The sequence below is a fragment of the Aliarcobacter thereius LMG 24486 genome (genome assembly GCF_004214815.1).
GTDB classification, from domain to species: domain Bacteria; phylum Campylobacterota; class Campylobacteria; order Campylobacterales; family Arcobacteraceae; genus Aliarcobacter; species Aliarcobacter thereius.
On the sequence record NZ_CP035926.1, the window covers coordinates 1319844 to 1342334 of the forward strand.

Sequence of the window (22491 nt, forward strand, 5' to 3'; positions counted from 1 at the left end):
TAGCTAAAATACCTATTTAAGGGATTTATTGAGAGTTCAAAATAGAAAAATATCATAGAAAAACAACTAAATTATTTTTATGTCAACAAGGATAATATTATTACCTATAGCAGTAATATTTTAGGGAGATTTAGCTACAATTTTAATCAACTTAACGTGCGAAAGTTAAGTAAAATAAGTCAAGACTAAGAATAAAAATAATATCGTTACTGATTTATTATAAAGGATAAAGAAATTATTGATCATTTAGCAACTATTAATATAGGATATTCAGACATTCGTTCTAATGTTATATTATATAATGCTTTAATACTATATATTAAAAAATCTAATTCAAAATTACAACTTACAAGTTTATCAAAATATTTTTGTAATATTAAGAGTTGATCATTTATGTATTCAATACTTAATTTAAATGAAATTGAGCAGCAACAAGTACAAAAAGTGCAGACATTTATTTCTCAATGTTTGTTAGATAATTTATTAGCTGTATATTTATATGGTTCAGCAGTAGAAGATGGATTACAACCTTACAGTGATATAGACTTTTTGGTAGTAATTAAACAACCCTTGTCGTTTAATGATCGTGCATTTCTAATGAAAGGATTATTAGAAATATCTGCTTATCCCTTGAGTTCTAAAATATATAGGGCACTTGAGGTAACGATAGTTATTTATTCAGAAATAATTCCATGGAATTTTCCTCCTAAACGTGAATTACAATTTGGAGAATGGTTACGTGATGAAATGATCGCAGGGCAATATGGGAAGAGTGAATATGATATTGATCTTGTGATTTTATTATCAAAAGTTAGAAATAAAGGCGTTGCCTTAATAGGAGAATCAGCACAAAACCTATTGCCAATTATTCCGATAGAAGATTTATTCAGAACATTTGAAGAAACCTTACAGATATGGCAAGAACCAAAAGATTTAATTGGCGATGAACGAAATATCATTTTGACATTAGCACGTATATTATTCAGCCGAGAAAGTGGTCAAATTATTGGTAAAAGCCAAGCTGCACAATGGTTATTGCCCCAATTATCAGGCACGAATGCAGAAATCTTACAATTAGCACATAATGAATATCTTGGCTTAGAAATTGTTGACTGGTCAAATAAACTTGCAGAAGTTGAAGAATTTGTTAAATTAGCCAAGAGGATATTTAATAGTTATTAAGTATTAACAAATCATTATCTACTTATTAAAAAATATTCATCATTAATATCTTATTAGCAAACATATTATAAAATTACCTTCTTAACTTTCGCACCTAAAACCAAGTAGTTTTCCAGTCACATCTCTTAATAGATCGATTATTGCTGTAAAATCCTCATTTCTATTGACAACTTCTTCAATTTTTGCAATCTCATCTAAAATAGCTAAAAATGCTTGCATAGCAATTGCCAAGGTGTGAAGTTCACATTCTAGATCTTTAAACAATCCACCAATAGTTTTTGGTTCATTACTGATACGATTTATATAGCTAACAACATTGTATGTAAAAAATGAGAGTGTTATGCGAGCAATAAGTGCTTCATAAATTCGATTTTCTTCTTTACCAAACCCAAAGTGTTCACGAAGTTCTTTATACCCTTGTTCTATATCCCATCGTCGTTTGTAAATATCGATAATTTCTTCATCACTCAAGTCTAAGTTTGTAGATACAATAGGGATGAGATTCTCTTTGGTTTTTATAAAAACAATTTTTAATTTTCCTGCTTTTTTATGTTCAACTATGACCCCGAAGTATTCAAACTTTATCTTTTTGCCATATTGACCCATCTTAATAGTTTTAAGCTTTTTAAACTTGTTATAGATACCATCAAGAGTTTTTTTCTCCCCTGTGAAGTTCCAGATTCTATCATTGTTTACCATTCTTGAAATAACTTGCAATCCTAGCTCATTCATTGTTTCTATAAACACAGGTTTAGAATACCAACTATCCACAAGCAGATAATCTGCATATATACCACTAGCTACTGCTCTTTTAATCATCTCTATAGCAATTTGTGATTTCCCTTTTAAGCTTTCCAATCTTCGCTTATGTGCATTGGTTCGATGATCAATAATATTTGTAAACTCTTCTATCTTTACCCTTGCATAATTATTCATAGCAATTGCAAAGTCCAACATAAAATTTGAATAACCATCACTATAGTTTAGTGATACAACATTTACACCTCTGATTTTTCTCTTTGCTTTATTGCTCCAAAGGTTGTCACAACTTCCCTCTATATTTTTACCAACTTTATCTTCAACAGTATCATAAAGTATAAGAACTCTTACTAGCTTTGCATCTTGTACTTTATGAAGCAGTGATAAAATCTTTAAAGAACTAAGTGATAATAGTTTTCTCCAGTTGTAGTGAGCATTAGCAAGTAGTCTGTAATAGACATCTTTTTTAAAGCTATCATTACTCTGATCCATAAAAGTTGATATTTTTTTATTCATAACTAGCATATATACAAAGTGTAATACAACCATATGAACAGCAACTCCCTCTTTTTTAGAAAAATTGCTCTTTGTTAAAATCGTTTTCATATTTAATAGTCGCAATGTTTCATAAATTGGATTCTTTAGTTTGTCGTTTATGATACCGATTATCTTAGATTCTATCTGCATTCTTACCCTTTAATATAATAGATATTATATCTAAAAGTTCCTATTTAAGGGATTTGTAAAGAATTTAAAACAGAAAAACCAAGCAAATCAAGTTGATGTCAACAAGAATGAGATTATTACATATAGAAGTAATTATTTAGGGATATTTAGCTACAATTTTAATCAATTTAACGTGCGAAAGTTAAGTTAATAATTTAAGTTTACTTGGAGATAGTATATATCAAATACTAAATACATTACTGAGGCTATATAATAAAAACATAACTATATTTGTAAATGATAAACAAATTATTTCATTAGATTTTGAAGACATTGAATTCATAATTAATTTCGAAAAAGACAATATAAAAAAAAGACTATCTAAAACGAAAAAAACTTTATTTATTCAAAGCAAAAAAAAGACTCCTACAAGAATAGGAAGAAGTAATAAATCAGTTTTTGATAAATATAAAAAATTAATTTTTCTAAAACTAAATAATAATGAGACTCAAGTATCTATTTTAAAATCAATAAAAATAAAAAATCCTACATTAAACAATCTTACTCCACAAGCACTTAGTCAATATATAAAAAGAGTTAAAAAAGAAACTATAGAAAGGCATCCTATGACATCAAGATTTAATTAATTAAAAATATATATGTAGTTTATATAATTTATTATTATATATGAAAATAAGATTTATTAAAAATCCAAAACATAAAAATAAGGTTCAAAACTTTTTTCAACAACTTTTTTCATAAGTTCTAAAAAAGGTTTATAATTTTTTGTAGTGTGTGCAATATCTAAAGCTTTATAATAGTCTAGTCTATCTTCAAGTTCAATAACAACAGGTGGAAAACCAGCTTTAATAAGTTCTAAATTCATCAATAGTCTTGAAGCTCTTCCATTTCCATCTATAAATGGATGAATCTTTACAAATTCAATATGTACAAAACTAGCAAGTTCTATAGGATGTAATTTACTTCTTTTTTCTTCATACTCTTTTATAAACTCTTGCATTTGACTTTGTACTTCAAAATTACGAGGTGGCTTATGTTCTGCTCCACTTATGATGACATTAGTTGTTCGATACTTACCTTTATTTTCATCATCAATATTTTTTAGAATTAAAGAATGAATTTGCTTAATAGAATACTCAGATAGTATATTTTCTTTTTGTGCCAACTCTTCTATAAAAAGTATTGCATCTTTATGATTTATTGCTTCGAAATGTTCTCTTAAAGTTTTACCACCAATAGTAATACCTTCAAGAGCCACTTTCGTCTCTTTTAGAGTTAATGTATTTCCTTCAATAGCATTTGAATGATAAGTCCATCTAATAAGCAAATCTTCATGTAGATTTTTTACAATAGATGAGCTTAGTGGTCTAAAGGAATCTAATTTTGACTTTAATTCATCTAATTTTCTGAAATCTTCTTTTTGCAATATTTACTCTTTTATTTTTTGTATTAGATTGTATATTAATATAATTTAAAAGCAAGACATTCCTAAATTATATTTACAGATAAATATCCACACTTTTTATCAAAAAAATTCAAAAAGTGTGGATATTGTTTTATGGCTAAATGCTCAATAAAGCCTATTTTTAGGTACTTACTTATTAAAAGAAGAAGAAACTATTGATAGAAACTCATCTTTTGTTTTTTTATCACTTTTAAAAAGCCCTCTTAAAGATGAAGTAACAGTGGTAGAACATATTTTTTGAACACCTCTCATCTCCATACACATATGTCTTGCATCAATAATAACTGCAACACCTTTTGGCTTAAGATATTCATTTAAAGCATCACAAATCTGCTCTGTCATTTGTTCTTGTATTTGTAATCTTCTTGCAAAAACATCAACAACTCTAGGAATTTTAGAAAGTCCTACAACTTTTCCATTTGGAATATAAGCAACATGTACTTTTCCAATAATTGGCAACATATGATGCTCACAAAATGAATAAAATTCAATATCTTTTACAACAACCATCTCATCATTTGATGAAGTAAAAAGTGCTTTTTGTATAATCTCTTTAGGGCACTCTTTATATCCCCCAAACATAAACTCATATGCTTTTCTTACTCTTTTTGGAGTATCAATTAAGCCCTCTCTATTAATATCTTCATCTATATAATTTAAAATATTTTTTATAGAGTCTTCAAATTCTTTTTCATTTTTCATAATCATAATATCCTTTTGAATTTTTGTAAAAACTATATCCAGCCTTTTTTCTTAAATACAATAATTGGTGCTATTGATGCCAAAATCATAACAGCAAATGAGAACACATATCCATATTCCCAAGATAGTTCAGGCATTATTTCAAAGTTCATTCCATAAATACTTGCAACAAGTGTTGGTGGTAGAAAAATCACGTTTACAATTGTAAAAATTTTAATAACCTTATTTTGTTCTGCATTCAAAAGTCCAACAAATATATTTTGTAGATAATCTAATCTTTCAAAATTAAAATTTGTATGTTCAATTAAAGATCTAATATCTTTTAACATAATTCTTAAGTCTTCTTTGTCTTCATGAAAAAGTTGAGATTTTAATAAAGAGTTTAAGATTCTTTGCTTATCTGTTAAATTCTCTCTTATTTTCATATTTAAGTTTTCAAATGCTGACATTTGTTCTAAGATATCTTCATTATCAACTTCCTCAGCAAAAGCTTTTTTTCTTACATTTCCTATATCTTTACTAATCTCTTCAACAATATCAGCATCTGCATCAATTCTTATATCTATAATTTGAGAAAAAATAGAGTATCCATTTCTATACTCTCTAGGACTTGCTAAAAGCTTTTTAATAGATGCATTAAAACTTGCAAGTTTCTTGTATCTTACACTGATTAGTAAGTTATCTTGCAAAATAAATGAAACAGTTTCATTTACTGGTTCTTTATGATCATTAATTAAAAAATAACTATTTATCTCTATTCTATCTTTCTCTTCCCAATATCTTGAACTTAACTCTATCTCTTCACTCTCTTGTTTTGTTGGAAACTCTATATTAAAATATTTTTCTATACTTTTTACTTCTTCAATTGTGGGTAAAAACATATCTATCCAGATTACATTTTTTCTATTTTCAGGATTTTCTAAAAAATCTATCCCTTCAACAACAGTTAATCTATTCTCTTTTCTAACATAACAACTAATCATTAAATCCCTTTCTATTTAATCAAGCTTCCCATCTGCCAAATAGGTGTAAAAATAGCAAGTACTAAAAATAGAATCATACTTGATATTATTATCAAAAAAAATGGTGATATAAAAGAGATCATAAATTTTATACTATTATCAAATCTACTTTTATATATCTCTTTTATTTCAGAAACAATAACTTCTAAATTATTTGAAACTTCACCAGTATTTAAAAGATTTAAGATAATATCATCAAAAACCTCTGACTTATCAAAAGCAAAACTAATACTTTTTCCATTTGTAAGTAACTTATCAATTAATTCAATTCTATCTAATAAATATTTATTTTTTAATAAAAGCTTACTATCAAGAAATGATTTGTGAAACTCATATTTTGATTTTTGCATAATATCTATAAGCAAAAAAAGTTTATAAAATTCTAAATTTTTTAATATTTTACTAAATACAAATAGATATTTAAAACTTATAAAATCTATAAATAATTGAAATCTACTATTAATTTTATAAATAGATATAAATAAGAATAAAACTAAAAAAATTAAAAGTGAAATTATGAAAAAATAATCTAAGAAAAAGTTCTCAAAGTTTAGTAATATTTTTGTACTTGTAGGTAAAGTTTCCATCTGATTATGAAAAATTGACTTAAAACTTGGAATAACAAAATAAAAGATTATAAAAAGCGATGTTATAAATGTAAAAAATAGGAAAAAAGGATAGTATAAAACTTTCTTAAAAGATTTTCTTATCTCTTCTTGCTCTTTTAAAAGAAGATATATAGCTTTTATATTACTACTTAGATTTGAATTTATTTGTGAATTTTCTAAGAAATCTTTTATATAACTATCTATTTTATAATCTTTTAATGCTAAATTTATTGAGCTTGAATTTGAAAAAGCATAGTTTATTCTATCCAAAAACTCTCTAATAGCCCTACTCTTTTTTGATTTTTTAATAATCAAAATTGCATCACTTATATTTATATTTGATTCAAGCATTATATTTAATTCATAAAAAAGTAGATACAAATCTTTTTTCGATACTTGCCGTTTGATTTTAAATTTATCCATAAAATTAGATTTAATCTCATTTATTGATAAAATATCAAATCTCTCTTTATAAAAATCTATCCCTTTTTCATCTACAATTCTGTTTTTTATCTCTTTATCTTCTTGATAAAATATTTTATATCTCTTCATTCTTATTAACCACTCTTTCAAGCTCTTCAAATGATGTTTGACTATTATCAACCTTTTCTAAACCATCATCATACATAGTTTTAAATTCTATCTTTTTTAGATAATTCATAAACTTCTTTTTGCTAGATTTTTTATAGATTAAAGAAGATATTTTTTCATCTATAAGCAAAATCTCTGATATACAAACTCGTTCATAATATTTTGTGAAATTACACTTTATACAAGCTTCTCCTTGGCAATATTTGCAATAAGATAAAACAAGTCTTTGTGCAAGAGAAGCTTTTAGTGATGTTGAGATTAAATATGAGTCTGCTTTTAAATCTATAAGCCTTGTAATAGTTTCTAAAGCACTATTACTATGAACTGTTGCTAAAACTAAATGACCCGTTAAAGAAGCCTGTAAAGCAATATCTAAAGAGAATTTATCTCTAATTTCTCCAATAAATATAATATCTGGATCTTGTCTTAAAATATTTTTTAAAACAAGTTCAAAACTCAAACCTATTTTATTGTTTATAGATATTTGATTTATGGAAGATATTTTATATTCAACAGGATCTTCAACTGTAATTATTTTTTTATTTTCACTTTTTAACTCTTGTAAAATTGAGTATAAAGTTGTAGTTTTTCCACTCCCAGTTGGTCCACTAATTAGGATTAATCCTGAATTTAATTTTAAAATATCTCTTAATTTTGATAAAACACTCAAACTAAATCCTAAATCATTTAATGATTTATCAATATTTTTATTATCTAAAACTCTTAAAACTATTGATTCAGCTTCTATTGTTGGCATTGAAGAGAATCTAAAATCATATTTCTTCAATCCAATATCTCTTGAAAATCGACCATCTAGTGGAATTCTTGACTGTGTCATATCAAGATTACAAATAAGCTTTATATATGATGAAATAACTTTAAAAAAACTATTGCAAATACTAAAAAATATTTGTAATCTTCCATCAACTCTAAATTTAAACAACGTAAGTTCCTCAAACTTTTCAATATGAATATCACTAGTTCTTTGTGAAACACTAAAAACAATTAATTTATCTAAAAATCTTGCTGTACTTTTACTATCATTATTTATAAGATTTGAACTGCTTGCAAAATTAAAAAGTTCAACTCTTGTTTCAATATTTGCCAAAATAAATTCAATCTCATTTTTACAAAACTCTACAAATTTTATATGTTTTATAAAACTATCTTTTACTTCTTCTTGATTAAAACCTTCATAAACTGCAAGTTTTATAGTAACACTATCTTCAATAATAGGCACTATTTTATGTTTTAAGAAGACTTCTAAACCATATTTACTAAACAAAGAGTAATCTATTTTAATCTTTAAGATATTCATTTTTATGTACCTTTAGTTCGATTTTATTATCTTTATCTTCAAGCCATACAATATTTTTATCTATAATATTTACTCTAAAATTATAAAAATTATCTCTATTTTTAATCCACATATCATCAATAAAAACAAAATCTCCAACTATCGCAAAAAGCGTTGGAGTTTTCTCAATAGATTCTTTATTTTTATTAGTTTTTTCTATTTTTTCTTCTTTTAAAACAATCCTATCTTTATGGTTTTTTATATAATATTTTGATAAATCAATATTAAAATCAATAAAGTATTCATTTCCTTTATTGCTTAAAGTAAAAATATTTATTTTTGAGAAATCATTAAATCGTTCAATGTCTTCTAAAAAACTTATTAATTTATAGCTTGAACTTTTTGCAATAACTCTAATTTCATCTTTAAAATTCTCAATCTTTTGAATAAACACCTCATCTTTTAAAGCTATTTGTTCTAACTGTTTTGATATTTTTATTAACTCTTCACTATTTTTTTTATTTATTAATTTATAAAGTTCAATAGTCTCATCTTCCTTTGCTTCTTTAATAAAATTTTCATAAGCTATTATTAGAAAAATAGTTATCAAAAGTGGAAGTAAAAACAACTCTATTTTTGTTTTTCTTTTACTATTTATATAGTTATTATTTAAAGAGTTCAACATCTATTGTAAGCCTAAAAGTTTCTCTATCGCTTATAAAATCGATAGAACTTTGTTCTATTTTATTAAAATTATTTAAAAATTTATTGAAGTTTTCTTTACTCTTTGATTCTAAAATCATCTTCATCTGATCATATTTAAAATCTAAAATAACAATATTTAAATCATTATTCTCAATATTTTCAATTATTTTATTTAATTCATTTGTAAAACTTCTAAACTCTAACTCTTTTGATATAATTTTTGAATCTAAGTTTTTTGTACTATTTTTCATATCTATCTCATTTTTAAAATAGATTGTTATAAAAACAACTACTAAAAAAACATATACAATATATAGAATAAAGCTATAATCTTTTGATAAATTGATATTTTTTAAACTATTTTTATCTTTTTTATGATTTTTATATTTACTTTCATAGCTATTTTTTAAAATCTCAAGTTCATCTTTACTTAGCTCTTTTATAGAAGAGAATTCTATATTAAATTTCTTTTTCAAAAATGATAAAAGATCACTCTTATTTACATTTTTATTTAATTTATTAAAATAGAAGAGCTCTTTATTCTTAAAAATCACAAAAAAATCATCATATATAAATAAAGAGTAATCTAAAAAGTCAAACTCTTTAAACTCTTTTAGAATAGCTTCATATTCAAAATGTTTAAATTTTTTATCTAGTATAAAAATTTGATACTCTTTTGTAATTTCAAGATAATTTATATATATTTTTTGATTTTTTTCTAAAGTAACATTATTTAGATTTAAATTTGTAGAGATAAACTCTTTTAAGAATTTATCATTTATTTTATCTTTGACTTCTAGTTCAATGATTAGGATATCATTTATTAATGCGAAAAAAGACATTTTTATTCCCCTTTATAAAAACTCTTTTAAGCTTAAATAGTAAAAATACCTTTAAAGAAATTAAATATTATTTTAACTATTTATCTCATAGCCCATAGATTTCAATGCATCTTTATTTTTAGTCCAGTTTTTCTTTACACTTACATATAGTTCTAAAAAGCACTTTTTACCACTTAATTTCTCTATTTTTAATCTTGCTGCTTTTCCAATTCTTTTAATTGCTGTTGCATTTTGTCCAATTATCATACCTTTTTGACTATCTTTTTGAACAACAATCTTTGCATTTATAACATCAACATTCTCTTTTTCTTCTATTTTATTTACAACTACATCTGTTTCATATGGAATTTCATCACTAATATTTTCAAAAATAGCTTCTCTTATAAACTCTTTATATATATCTCTTAAATGTTCATCTGTCATTATTTCAGGATCATATAAATAAGGATGTTCTGGAAGATATTTTACAACTACATCTAAAATATCACTCTTTTTTGTAGCTTTTTTAATAGAAATTGGAATTAAAGCTTCATAATTATCACTATATTTTTCATACTCTTTTAATTTCACAATTAATTCATTATTATTTATAAAATCTATTTTTGTAAGAAGTAAGATATGTTTTACACCTTTTTTATTCTTTTCAAGGAAATTTTCATAATATTTCAAACTATCAGTTACAGGAGCTAAAAAGAGTATTAAATCACAATCTCCCATAGCTTTTAGTGCTTCTTCTAGCATAAATTGATTTAGAAGTTTTTCAGTTTCGTGAAGTCCTGGAGTATCTACAAATATTATTTGATCATCTTCATGCATAACTATAATATTTGATCTCTTTCTTGTAGCATTTGCTTTGTGTGAAACCATAGCTATTTTTTCACCTACAAGCCAATTTAAAAGAGAACTTTTTCCAGCATTTGGTCTTCCAATTACTGAAACATATCCGCATTTTGTCATATATTTACCTTTTATTTTTTAATTAATCTTAAATTATACTCAAATTTTCTTTTTATCTTCTTCTAAAATTTAAACTCCTTAATAAATCACTTTTTGTAATTAATTCATTATCATTTATATCAGCTATTGTTCTTGCTACTTTTAAAACTTTATTTATACTTCTAAATGATAAAGAGTAGTTAATTCTTGCTTTTTCAAGAATATCTTTACTTTCATTATCTAGCAAACAATATTTTTTGATATCTTCATCACTTAATTTACCATTTAAATCTTTTTGTCCTCTTTGTTTTTGTATTTTAAATACTTTAATTACAGTTTGATGCAACTCTTTAGAACTTACAATATTTTTGTTGTCTTTAAAGCTATCATTCATAGTTACATATAAATCAATCCTATCTAAAAATGGTTCACTCAATCTATTTTTATATCTTTGTATCTCAAAATCATTACATCTACACTCTTTTACACTTGAAAGTTTATTTCCACAAGGACAAGGATTTAATGCTGCTACAAAAGTAAATTTTGTTTCATAAACTATTTTACTATTTACTCTTGATATTAATATTTTATTATCTTCTAAAGGTTCTCTTAATGCTTCTAAAACACTACTTGGGAAATGTGGAAGTTCATCAAAAAATAGTATCCCATTGTTTGCTAAAGCTACTTCTCCCATTTTTGCATTTGAACTTCCACCTCCAAAGATAGAAGATTTTGTTGAACTATGATGAGGATTTCGAAAAGCTCTTATTGGAGAAAAGTCAACTTCTTTAAAATCAAGTGCTTGTAGCTTTGCTTTTTCAAGTATCTCTTCTTGATCCATAGGCGTTAAGATATATTGTAATCTTTTTGCAATCATTGATTTTCCACAACCAGGACTTCCTTCCATTAAAAGATTGTGATTTCCTGCTGCACATATCAAAGCTGCATATTTAGCCATATCTTGTCCTAAAACATCAGAAAAATCATCTTTATATACTTCATCATAAAAATATTTTTTATTTTCTAGTTCAAAAACTTTATATTCAAATATTTTAGTATTAAATATAAATTGTTCTTTTGTATTGCTTTTTATAAACTCTATTGCTTTATTTAAATTGTCTGCTACATATATTTTTATATTTGGTATATTTGCTAATTTTTCTGCACTCTCTTTACAAACTAAAACTTTTTTTAACAATCCTTTTTTTGCCAAAGATAATACAATTGGGAAAATATGGCTTGTATCTTTTATAGTTCCATCCAATGCTAATTCTCCAAAAAAGAAAATATCATCAAAATCAATTTTATTTTCATTAAAAAATACAATCTGTAAAGCAATTGATAAATCAAAATGTGTACCTTTTTTATTTAATTCACTAGGAGATAGATTTATTGTTATTTTTAATGGTGGAAATTTAAAATCATTCAATAATAAAGCTGATTTTACTCTATCTTTTGATTCATTAATACTTGTACTAACCATACCAACAATCGTAAAGCTAGGCATTCCTTTTGTAAAACTAGCTTCTACATCAATAACTGTAGCTTCTATTGTATCAAGTGCTGCTGATTTTATAATTTTCATTTTTTGTTCTTTGTGCTTTTTCTTATTCTACTCTATTTAAAAGTTATTTGCAAAAAATAGTTATTTTTTATTTATACATTTTGGATTTTATTAAAAGAAGTAACAAGTAAATAAAGATATTATAAGAGAAGCAAATTTTTATTTGTTTATTAATATTTTATAAAGATTGGAATTTTATATGAAAAATAGCTTAGAAGCTTGTCCTCAATGTGAACACTTAATACTAAATAGAATGGGAACAATTTGCCCAAAATGTGGATATACCAAAGGATATTTTAATGGAGAAAAAAGAAGAAAAGCTTATGCAAAACTATTTGCATTAAATGTTTTTGCACCATTTATCTCTATTTTTACAATAATTTTTGCACAAATATCAATATATAGCTTTATTATTGGAGTTATTTTATCAATTTATATCTCTTATAAATCATTTCCACTTAGATTTTCTAATGTTTTTTCAAATAACTTTGAAAAATTCTTTTTTTTATCTCTTTGGAGTTTTGTAAATATATTTTTGATAGTTTTAATTATAAATATTATTAGTAAGTTTTAAAGCTAAAAGATTAACTTCTTTTGGCTTTTTGTTTTGATTTCCACTCTTTTTCAAATTTCTGTCTTTTTATAAAAGATAGGTTTTCTATAAATACATGTCCACTCAAGTGTTCCATTTCGTGTTGCCAAGCAACAGCTAAAAAATCTTCATACTCTTTAATCTGTTTTTCACCATATCTATTATAAAACTCAACAACAATATGTTTTGCTCTTTTTATATTTTCATAATAACCTGGAATACTTAAACAACCTTCTTGATTGATTTGTACACCATCTTTATGTGTTATAACTGGATTTATAACCTCTATTAAATCTGCTTTGTCTTGTATATCATCTTCATTTACAAGATTAATGATTAAAACATTAAGTGGAACTGCAACTTGAATAGCAGCTAAACCAACACCTGATGAAGCTATCATAGTATCGTACATATCATCTAAAAGAGTATGAAGTTCATTGTCAAACTTCATAACATCTTCTGATTTTGTTCTAAGTAATTTATTTGGATAAGTAATTATTTCTCTAATCATATTTAGTCTTAATTATGTTTTTCAATAACCTTATCAATCAATCCATAAGAACAAGCTTCTTCCGCACTCATAAAATTATCTCTATCTGTATCTTTTTCAATAGTTTCAATCTTTTGACCTGTTTGAGAAGCAAGAATAGCATTTAATGTATCTTTTAATCTTTGAATCTCTTTAGCTTGAATTTGAATATCAGTAGCTTGTCCTCTAGCTCCACCTAAAGGTTGGTGAATCATGATTCTTGAATTTGGTAAAGAGTATCTTTTCCCTTTTGTTCCACTACTTAATAAAAATGCTCCCATAGAGGCAGCTTGTCCAATACAAATTGTACAAACATCAGGTTTAATATAGTTCATTGTATCAAAAATCGACATTCCTGAAGTCACAACTCCTCCTGGAGAGTTTATATATAAATATATATCTTTTTCAGGATCTTCTGCTTCTAAGAATAAAAGTTGAGCTACTACTGTTGAAGCAACAGCATCATTTATCTCACCACTTAACATGATAATTCTATCTTTAAGAAGTCTTGAATAAATATCGTAACTTCTCTCTCCTCGACCTGTTTTTTCAACTACATATGGTATATAACTCATCATCTATCCTAAAATTATTTTGCTTTCTCATCAAAAAGTTTAGATAAAACTTTCTCTTCTATAATTGACATTTTAATAGCTGGTAAATATCCTGCTTCTTGATATTGTTTAATAACTTCTTGTGGATTTTGACCCATTTGAAGTGCTTCAAAATATAAAACCTGAGAAACTTCTTGATCACTTACTTCAATTTTTTCAGCTTTTGCTAATGCATCAATAATAAATGTTGCTTTTACAGAGTTACTAGCTTCTTCTTTAAGCTCTTCTCTTATTTTTTCAACTTTACTTGCATCTTCTTTTAACTCATTTATTTCAGCTTCACTCATAGCTCTAATTTTATTATTTAGTGCATAATTAATCTCTTGCTCAACTATTGTTTTTGGTAAAGCAAATTTAATCTCTTTAATTAATTTCTCAATAAACTTAGGTTTTAAATCTTCTCTATAATATGTAGCTTTTTCAGTTGCACTTAATTGCTCTTTAATTTTATCTCTTAACATATCAATTGTTGCATCTTTTTCATTTGGAAGCATTTGTTTAGCAAATTCATCTGTTAATTCTCCAGCAACTCTTTCTTGAATTTCATGAAGTTTTACTTTAAATACTGCTTCTTTTCCTGCTAAATCTTTAGCTTGGTATTCAGCTGGAAATGATACAACTACATCTTTTTCTTCATCATATTTCATTCCAATAACTTGTTCCTCAAATCCAGGAATAAATGAATTTGAACCAACTTGTAAAGGATATTTCTCTGCTTTTCCACCTTCAAAAGCAATATTATCAACAAATCCTTCAAAATCAATTACTGCATAATCTCCAGATTTTACAGCTCTTTTTCTTGAAATTTTTGTTAAAGGTGCTGATTGACTAGCAATTTCTTCAATTCTCTCATCTATCTTTTTTGCTGCAACTTCAATAGCTTTTACAGCAGGAACTAGTTTTTTATAATCTCCAAGCTCAATTTTTGGAGTTGTTGCAACTGAAATCTCAATTTCAATATCACCATTATCTTTTTTATCAAATTTAGTAATACTTGGCTCTCCAACTAAATCACTACTTTTAACATCTAACTCTTTTAATCCACCATTTAAAACTTCTCTAATAGCTTCACCTTGTGCATCTTCTTGTAACTTATCTGCATATCTTTGTTTTACAACATTTACAGGAACTTTTCCTTTTCTAAAACCTTGAATATTCATTGTTTTTGCAGCTTCTTTTGCTACTTTATCAAGATTTTTTTCTATCTGTTCTTTTTTTAATGTTGCAGTTATTTCGATATTTGCTTCATCTAATCTGTTTGTCTTAAATTCCATTAAGTTTACTCCGAATTTCAAATTTAGAGAATAGTTTATCTAAAAAACAATAAGTGTTTTATTAAAAGTTTTTATTTTATGAGTAATTGAGAAAGAAGATTAATAATCTTTTGACTTTCTCATTTGCAGTAGTTCTTTTTGTACAGAGATATTTACATTTTCATTTGCCTCGAAATTCAAAGCAAAATTTCTTCCATCATAATCAACAGAATTTAAAATAATTTTTAAAGCTTCTAGTCTTGATAGATGTTTATCATCACTTCTTACAATATGCCAAGGAGCACTTCTTGAGCTAGTTCTTTTTAGCATCTCATATTTCTTTTCTGAAAATTCATCCCATAGATCTTGAGCTTGCATATCAACTTCAGAAAACTTCCACTGTCTTAAAGGATCGTTTACTCTTCTATCAAATCTTCTTTTTTGTTCCTCTTTAGAAACAGAAAAATATAATTTGATTAATATCATTCCTTGTCTTACTAAATCTTGTTCAAAATTTACAATATCTTCCATAAATATTTCATGTTCTTCAGCTGTACAAAAACCAAAAACTGGCTCAACCATTGCTCTGTTATACCAAGATCTATCAAATAAAACTATCTCTCCACCTGTTGGGAAATGTTCTACATATCTTTGCATAAACCATTGATTTTTTTGTGTTTCTGTTGGTTTTCCAAGAGCTACTATTCTATAATGCTTATTATTCATATATCTAGTAATTCTTCTTATTGCCCCACCTTTTCCTGAAGCATCTCTTCCTTCAAATATAATAATCATTCTTTTATTTACTTTTTCAAGCCAATCTTGAAGTTTTATTAACTCTATTTGATAAGGTTTTAAATCTTGAAGATCATATATTTTTTGAATACCATCAACTAAAATATCATGATTTAATTTTTTATAATCTTTTAAAATAGATTTTAAAAAACTATTTTCTTCTTTTAATTTTTTTAATTCTTCACTAGAACTACTATTTATATTCTTTATTATAGGTTTTTTCTCTTCTTGTTTTAAGTTTATAGTATCAATTTTTTTCATAATAGTAGCTCTAAAACTTTCTATTAATACTTTTGCATCTTTTAAAGTAATATTATCTCTTTTTTCATATCCTAAAACTTTGACATATCTTTTTTTATCATATTGAAATCTTGCTATATATTTTTTTCCAAAAGTTGGATGTGGCTCTTTTGAAACATATAGTCCACTATGATTTGTTATATCAAAGTCGCTCAAAGTCATCTATCTACCCTCGATACTTCATGACTTTGTTCCATATTTTCAATTTCAACTGCTCCATTTATAATAATATCTCTATCTATTTTGAAAATATCTTCTTTTGTTTTTTCATCATAATTAATAGTATTTAAAATATGTCTTATACAATTTATTCTAGCCCTTTTTTTATTATCACTTTTTACAATAGTCCATGGAGAAACTGGTGAATGAGAAGCCATAAGCATAGAGTATTTTGCTACTGTATATTTATCCCAAACATTTTGTGCTTCTTTATCTATTGGAGATAGCTTATACTGTTTTAAAGGATCTTTTTCTCTTTTTTTAAATCTCTTTTCTTGCTCTTTCTTTGAAACTGAAAAATAAAATTTAAACAAAGTTATTCCAGATTCTACAAGCATTTTTTCAAAAAGTGGTACATCTTTTAAAAATTGCAAATGCTCTTCTTTTGTACAAAACCCCATAACTGGTTCAACACCTGCTCTGTTATACCAAGATCTGTCAAATAAAACTATCTCTCCTGCACTTGGAAGATGATTTGCATATCTTTGGAAATACCATTGAGTTCTCTCCTGATCATTTGGCTTTTCAAGAGCAACAACTCTAGCTCCCCTTGGATTTAGGTGTTCTGTAACTCTTTTTATAGTTCCACCTTTTCCAGCAGCATCTCTTCCTTCAAAAATAATTAGTACTTTAAGTCCTTTTTCTTTTACAAAACTCTGAAGTTTTAATAATTCAATTTGCAATTTAGTAAGTTTTTTTTGATAGTCTAATGTATCTTTTTTAACCCAAACTTGAACTTTAGTCTCACCATCTTCAACTTTTTCTTTAAGATCTTTTCTTATTCTATTTTTATTCTTACCATGTTCAATATCTTCTTCAGTATCTATTACAATATCCTCTTCAAAAGTATGTTTTATTAGACTTCTATCATGCCCCATCTTTGCTCCCTATATTTTTTATTTCTTAAGATAATCTTGACGAATAATCATTATATCCAAAGTTTTTTATGATTTTATAAAAATTTTCTTTAGTTTTTAAAACTATTGAAGGCAGTTTTATTCCATTAAAAGTAGTTGTTTTAACCATTGTATAATGTATCATATCTTCTAAAATAATTTTATCTCCAACTTCTAATGGTTTATCAAAAGAGTAATCACCAATTATATCTCCAGATAAACAAGTATTTCCACCTAATCTATAAGTATATTTTTTTTCATTTGCAAGACCACTATTTCTAATCATTGCACGATAAGGCATAGCCAAAGTATCTGGCATATGTGCTTCAGCACTTGTATCAAGTATTGCTAAATTCATCCCATTTTTAAAAACATCTAAAACAGTTGCAACTAAATAACCTGTTTGCCATCCTATAGCTTCTCCTGGTTCCATATATACTTCTAAATGTGGATATCTCTTTTTAAACTCTTTTAATAATTTAATTAATCCTTCAACATCATAATCAGCTCTTGTAATATGATGTCCTCCTCCAAAGTTTACCCATTTTAATTTTGGAAGATATTGTGAAAAATTCTCTTCAAATTTATCTAATGCTCCTTTTAAAGCATCTACATTTTGTTCACAAAGAGCATGAAAATGTAATCCTTCTAAAACTTCAAGGACACTTTCATCAAAATTTGCTTTTGTTGTCCCCATTCTTGAATATGGTGCACAAGGATTATATAAATCAACTTCCACACTTGAATATTCAGGATTTATTCTTAATCCCATTGATACTTTTCCAAAAGCTTTATCTTTAAATCTATTAATCTGATTTATTGAATTAAATACAAGATGATTTGATAAAGAGATAATTTCATCTATCTCTTCATCTTTAAAACCTGGGCTATATGTATGAACTTCTAGCCCAAACTCTTTTTTTGCTAATATTGCTTCATGAAGTCCTGAAGCACAACAACCTTTTAAATATTTCTTACAAAGTTCAAAAGTTGAATGCATAGCAAAACCTTTTAATGCTAAAAGAATATTAACTCCCGTTTCATCTTGAACATATTTTAAAAGCTTTAAGTTTCTTTCTAAAAGTTCCTCTTCACAAACAAAAGCTGGACTTGGTAACTCCTCAAAACTTTTAACTATTTTATAATTTTTTTTCATTATTTAGCATCTAATTCTAATATTTTCCAAGGTAATCCTTGAGTCATAAGTTCATCCATAAATGCTTGTGCATCAAACTCTTCTATATTAAATACACCTTTATCTTTCCATATCTCTTTATACAACATTTTTGAACCAATCATAGCTGGAACTCCAGTTGTATAACTTACAGCTTGAGCACCTGTTTCTTTATAGCACTCTTGATGATCACAAATATTATAAATATAAACTTTTCTTGGCTTACCATCTTTAATACCTTCAATAATACAACCAATATTTGTTTTTCCAACTGTTCTTGGTCCAAGACTAGCTGGATCTGGAAGTAGAGTTTTCAAAAATTCAATTGGAATAATTTGTTGACCTTTGTGTTCTACTGGTTCAATCCCAAGCATTCCAACATTTTGAAGGCAATTCATATGTTGAATATAAGAATCACCAAATGTCATAAAAAATCTAATTCTCTTTAATCCTTTAATATTTTTTGACAATGATTCAAGTTCTTCATGATATAGCAAATAAGATGGCTTTACTCCTATTTCTGGATAATGATGATCAACTCTTATTTCCAAAGGTTTTGTCTCTATCCATTTTCCATCTTCCCAATATCTTCCATTTGCAGAAACTTCTCTTAAGTTAATCTCTGGATTAAAGTTTGTTGCGAAAGGATACCCATGATCACCAGCATTACAATCCATAATATCTATATAATGGATCTCATCAAAAAGTTTTTGTTGTGCATATGCGCAAAATACTCCTGTAACTCCTGGGTCAAAACCAGAACCTAAAAGTGCCATAATCCCAGCATCTTTAAATGGTTTATCTCTTGCCCACTGCTCTTTGTATTCAAATTTTGCTTCATCTGGATGCTCATAGTTTGCAGTATCTACATAATCTACTTTACATTTTGTACAAGCATCCATTATTGTAAGATCTTGATAAGGTAATGCAACATTTAAAACTAGTTTTGGATTAACTTTTTCTATAAGTTTTACAAGTTCATCAACACTATCTGCATCAACTTGTGCAGTATCTATCTTTACACCTTGATTTTTTAAAATATAATCTGCTATTGCATCACATTTGCTAATAGTCCTAGAAGCCAATGTTATTTTTTCAAAAGTATCAATATTCATAGCACATTTAACAGTCGCAACTTGACTAACTCCACCAGCCCCAATTATCAAAATCCCTTTTTTGCTCATTTTAATTCTCCAAAAAAATATAATATTGACTATATTATATCTTAATTTTTATTTAATTCTCTTTTTCTTTACTTTATTAAATTTTTTAGATAAAATTCCAATCTCAATTCATGGGGATGACTTGGTATCGATTAGAGTAGTGAGTTTTAGTTGCATGTCGGCCTGAACATGCCGTTACGCGGTTCATTTTTTTTAGACGCAAACAATACAAATTACGCTCCAGCTTACGCTAAAGCTGCGTAAGTTTTAACAACTTATTGACTCGCCCAAAAGGCTTGAGTCTTCGGAGACTTGCACTATAGATGCTATCTATATAGATAAACGCAGGTTCACAACAGATAGCTTATTTTTTTGAAGATGATTTGGTCAAAAAAAGAAATTCTTAAATCTTAGCTTTTTATTTGCTTTTGGAAGTTGAGTTGATATGAAGCGAAATTTTTCAACTTTGCTAAACATGTAGACGCTACTATGAACTATTTTAAGACTGCGGTTCAATCCCGCACATCTCCACCAAAAATTTAAAAACTAAATCCTCCAATAAAAACTTTTATTTCAATCTTTTATCAAATGTTCATACTTTTTATCTGTTAATAATTTCATAAAAGCAACAAGTGCATCAATTTTTCTATCATTTTGAGCATTTGCCTTCAACTCTTTTAATGCTATTGTATCCTTATGTTCAGCTTCATCCCAAGGAAGATTTGTTTCAGGATTTATAGTATTATTTTTATTGTTATATTTATCATAAAACAAAACAACTGTTCTTAAATCTTGGAATACTCCATTATGCATATATGGTCCTGTAATTGCAACATTTCTAAGAGTTGGTGTTTTGTATTTTCCAATTTGTTTTTCATCATTTATATTTGGATTTGCCAAAAGACCTAAATCTTTCTCTTTTTCACCATTTTTTGCTCTTAATTTATGATTTATAGGAACCCCTATATTATGAAACTCATAATTTGAAAAAGTTTCTCCTTCTCTATCTTCACCTTTTAAAACATGACATGTTGCACATGAATTATTATTGTTTGAAAAGAATATTGACATTCCTAAATCTTCTAAAGGAGTTAAATCATACTCTCCTTTTAAATATCTATCATATTTTGAATCAAAAGGAGAAAACTCATCTGTCCTTTCAAAACTAGCAATAAGTTTTGTCATTGCATCATAAGCTTTTTTATCATTAGTAAAAATATCATCTCCAAAAATTCTTTTAAAATTATCTACATAAAAACTATTCTCTTTTATTCTAGCTATAACTTTTTTTTCATCTTTCATTCCCATTTCTACTGGATTTAGTGGTGGTCCTCCTGCTTGTTCTTCCAAAGTAGATGCTCTTCCATCCCAGAATTGACCTCCTACATAAAATCCTTTTTTAGAGTCAAAATGAAATTCTGGAGAAAATTTTGCATAAGTAGCTGTTGGAGCTTGTCTATCTCCTAAAGATTTTAAATCATCTCCCAAAGATGCCATTTTAGAGATTCCATTATCTCTATCATCAATAAATCCAAACTGTGGATTATGACATGTTGCACAACTTTGAGTTCTATTTTTTGATAGATTTTGATCAAAAAAAAGTGCTCTTCCTATATCTTCTTGCGAAATATTATTTGCATTAAGAGTTGTAAGAACTATTGTACTTAGTAAAAATAGTTTTAAATTTTTCAAAATACCTTCCTTTTTTTAATAAATTTTTAAATGGTCTGAAATATAAATCTTTTATACTAAGATACTCATTCATTTGATTTTTTCTAAGTCCAAATTTTAATACTTTTACATCTTTTGACAAAGTTAATGTTCCAAATACTCTATCCCAAATAGCTATATATCCACCAAAATTTTTATTAAAGTGCTTTTTATCATGATGTATTTGGTGCTGTTTTGGAGACAAAAACCATTTCTCTATAAAAGAAAAATAAGAAAAAGGAACATGGGAATGTCTTAAATTTGATCCAAATATTGAAGTTATAAATACAAAAATATTTACTCCTAATATCATCTGTATATTTATTTTTGCACCAAATAAATATATAAAAATTCCTGTAACTAATCCCATACTAAAAGCATATCTAAGCCCAAAAAGAAAATTTTCAACAGGATGAACTCTATAAAAAGTTATTGGTGTTAAAACTTTTGCACTATGATGAACTTTATGAAACTCCCACAAAAAAGGAATTGTATGCAGAAATCTATGAAGCCAATATCTTGTAAAATCACTAAAAATAAATATACTTGCTGTATATAAAATAGTTATTTGAAAATATGTGAAAATAGTAGTTTCAAAATATCCAAAATAACTATAAAGAGCCTTGTTTATAAAAAGGGCAACACTTTTTGCACTTAAAATAAGAGGAATTAAAAGCAGAAGATTTACAATATTTGCAATAAAAAAGTATATATAATCCAATTTTGCACTAGGATGTAGCCATAATTTTGAAGAAAAAATTACTTTTGTACTTTTTTTTGTATAAGCAAAATAAATTATTGCTAGAAATATTGAACTAATCGAATAGAGCCAATAGACTCTTTTATTTGGATTAATTAAAAAATCAAATGCTATATATTCCAAATC

At 26.2% G+C, this 22491-nt stretch carries 21 protein-coding genes and 1 other RNA gene; 3 read left to right on the plus strand and 19 right to left on the minus strand.

Going from position 1 to position 22491, the window contains the following annotated elements; genetic code table 11:
* The first annotated feature begins 393 nt into the window (after positions 1-393).
* Positions 394-1182: an aminoglycoside adenylyltransferase family protein gene (locus tag ATH_RS06845; protein WP_066353985.1), complete on the plus strand. Its 789-nt coding sequence runs from the start codon at positions 394-396 to the stop codon at positions 1180-1182.
* Between the two features lie 81 nt (positions 1183-1263).
* Here ATH_RS06845 and ATH_RS06850 read toward each other — a convergent pair whose 3' ends face one another.
* The 10 genes from ATH_RS06850 to ATH_RS06895 form a co-directional block, all read right to left on the minus strand.
* Positions 1264-2628: an IS4 family transposase gene (locus tag ATH_RS06850; protein ID WP_130234646.1), complete on the minus strand. Its 1365-nt coding sequence runs from the start codon at positions 2626-2628 to the stop codon at positions 1264-1266.
* A gap of 682 nt (positions 2629-3310) precedes the next feature.
* The gene (locus ATH_RS06855; protein ID WP_066390188.1) at positions 3311-4054 is read right to left on the minus strand and encodes a Fic family protein; all 744 of its coding nucleotides are present in this window, start codon (positions 4052-4054) and stop codon (positions 3311-3313) included.
* 168 nt (positions 4055-4222) lie between these two features.
* Entirely contained in the window at positions 4223-4795 is a 573-nt protein-coding gene (gene folE / locus ATH_RS06860; RefSeq protein ID WP_066184983.1) for a GTP cyclohydrolase I FolE, read from the minus strand.
* Between the two features lie 32 nt (positions 4796-4827).
* A complete protein-coding gene (gene corA / locus ATH_RS06865; protein ID WP_066184984.1) occupies positions 4828-5778 on the minus strand; it encodes a magnesium/cobalt transporter CorA in 951 nt (316 codons plus the stop codon).
* Between the two features lie 11 nt (positions 5779-5789).
* Positions 5790-6977, minus strand: a complete 1188-nt coding sequence (locus ATH_RS06870; protein ID WP_066184985.1) for a type II secretion system F family protein — start codon at positions 6975-6977, stop codon at positions 5790-5792.
* Positions 6964-8334, minus strand: a complete 1371-nt coding sequence (locus ATH_RS06875) for a GspE/PulE family protein (RefSeq protein ID WP_066184986.1) — start codon at positions 8332-8334, stop codon at positions 6964-6966. Before ATH_RS06875 ends, ATH_RS06870 begins: the two co-directional genes overlap by 14 nt.
* Positions 8315-8998 (minus strand): hypothetical protein, encoded by a 684-nt coding sequence (locus ATH_RS06880; RefSeq protein ID WP_066174587.1) that lies wholly within the window; start codon positions 8996-8998, stop codon positions 8315-8317. Before ATH_RS06880 ends, ATH_RS06875 begins: the two co-directional genes overlap by 20 nt.
* A complete protein-coding gene (locus ATH_RS06885) occupies positions 8979-9860 on the minus strand; it encodes a hypothetical protein (protein WP_066174590.1) in 882 nt (293 codons plus the stop codon). Before ATH_RS06885 ends, ATH_RS06880 begins: the two co-directional genes overlap by 20 nt.
* A gap of 72 nt (positions 9861-9932) precedes the next feature.
* Complete coding sequence (gene era / locus ATH_RS06890) at positions 9933-10817, minus strand: GTPase Era (RefSeq protein WP_066184987.1); 885 nt, start codon at positions 10815-10817, stop codon at positions 9933-9935.
* A gap of 52 nt (positions 10818-10869) precedes the next feature.
* Complete coding sequence (locus ATH_RS06895; RefSeq protein WP_066184988.1) at positions 10870-12381, minus strand: YifB family Mg chelatase-like AAA ATPase; 1512 nt, start codon at positions 12379-12381, stop codon at positions 10870-10872.
* A gap of 178 nt (positions 12382-12559) precedes the next feature.
* Here ATH_RS06895 and ATH_RS06900 point away from each other — a divergent pair, with 178 nt between their 5' ends.
* Positions 12560-12934 carry a hypothetical protein gene (locus ATH_RS06900; RefSeq protein ID WP_066184989.1) on the plus strand — a complete coding sequence of 125 codons (375 nt, stop codon included), beginning with the start codon at positions 12560-12562 and terminating at the stop codon, positions 12932-12934.
* Between the two features lie 10 nt (positions 12935-12944).
* Here the strand turns inward: ATH_RS06900 and def are convergent, their stop codons facing one another.
* The 7 genes from def to ATH_RS06935 form a co-directional block, all read right to left on the minus strand.
* Entirely contained in the window at positions 12945-13463 is a 519-nt protein-coding gene (gene def / locus ATH_RS06905) for a peptide deformylase (protein WP_066184990.1), read from the minus strand.
* Positions 13464-13471: 8 nt separating this feature from the next.
* Positions 13472-14056 carry an ATP-dependent Clp endopeptidase proteolytic subunit ClpP gene (gene clpP, locus ATH_RS06910; protein WP_066184991.1) on the minus strand — a complete coding sequence of 195 codons (585 nt, stop codon included), beginning with the start codon at positions 14054-14056 and terminating at the stop codon, positions 13472-13474.
* A gap of 14 nt (positions 14057-14070) precedes the next feature.
* Positions 14071-15369 carry a trigger factor gene (gene tig, locus ATH_RS06915; RefSeq protein WP_066184992.1) on the minus strand — a complete coding sequence of 433 codons (1299 nt, stop codon included), beginning with the start codon at positions 15367-15369 and terminating at the stop codon, positions 14071-14073.
* A 99-nt stretch (positions 15370-15468) separates the two neighbouring features.
* Positions 15469-16605 (minus strand): polyphosphate kinase 2, encoded by a 1137-nt coding sequence (gene ppk2, locus ATH_RS06920; RefSeq protein ID WP_066184993.1) that lies wholly within the window; start codon positions 16603-16605, stop codon positions 15469-15471.
* Positions 16602-17540, minus strand: coding sequence for a polyphosphate kinase 2 (gene ppk2, locus ATH_RS06925; protein WP_066184994.1), 939 nt, complete (start codon positions 17538-17540; stop codon positions 16602-16604). The genes ppk2 (ATH_RS06920) and ppk2 (ATH_RS06925) overlap by 4 nt, the downstream gene beginning before the upstream one ends.
* Positions 17541-17565: 25 nt before the next feature.
* On the minus strand, positions 17566-18714 hold the full coding sequence (gene nspC / locus ATH_RS06930) for a carboxynorspermidine decarboxylase (protein WP_066184995.1): 1149 nt from the start codon (positions 18712-18714) through the stop codon (positions 17566-17568).
* Entirely contained in the window at positions 18714-19916 is a 1203-nt protein-coding gene (locus ATH_RS06935; protein WP_066184996.1) for a saccharopine dehydrogenase family protein, read from the minus strand. Before ATH_RS06935 ends, nspC begins: the two co-directional genes overlap by 1 nt.
* A 112-nt stretch (positions 19917-20028) precedes the next feature.
* On the opposite strand from ATH_RS06935, the gene ssrA reads away from it, so the two are divergent.
* Positions 20029-20429, plus strand: a transfer-messenger RNA (tmRNA) gene (gene ssrA, locus ATH_RS06940).
* 39 nt (positions 20430-20468) lie between these two features.
* On the opposite strand, the gene ATH_RS06945 is transcribed toward ssrA, so the two are convergent.
* Both ATH_RS06945 and ATH_RS06950 read right to left on the minus strand, forming a co-directional pair.
* Positions 20469-21587: a cytochrome-c peroxidase gene (locus ATH_RS06945; RefSeq protein WP_066184997.1), complete on the minus strand. Its 1119-nt coding sequence runs from the start codon at positions 21585-21587 to the stop codon at positions 20469-20471.
* Entirely contained in the window at positions 21535-22488 is a 954-nt protein-coding gene (locus ATH_RS06950; RefSeq protein ID WP_066184998.1) for a sterol desaturase family protein, read from the minus strand. Before ATH_RS06950 ends, ATH_RS06945 begins: the two co-directional genes overlap by 53 nt.
* Positions 22489-22491: the final 3 nt, after the last annotated feature.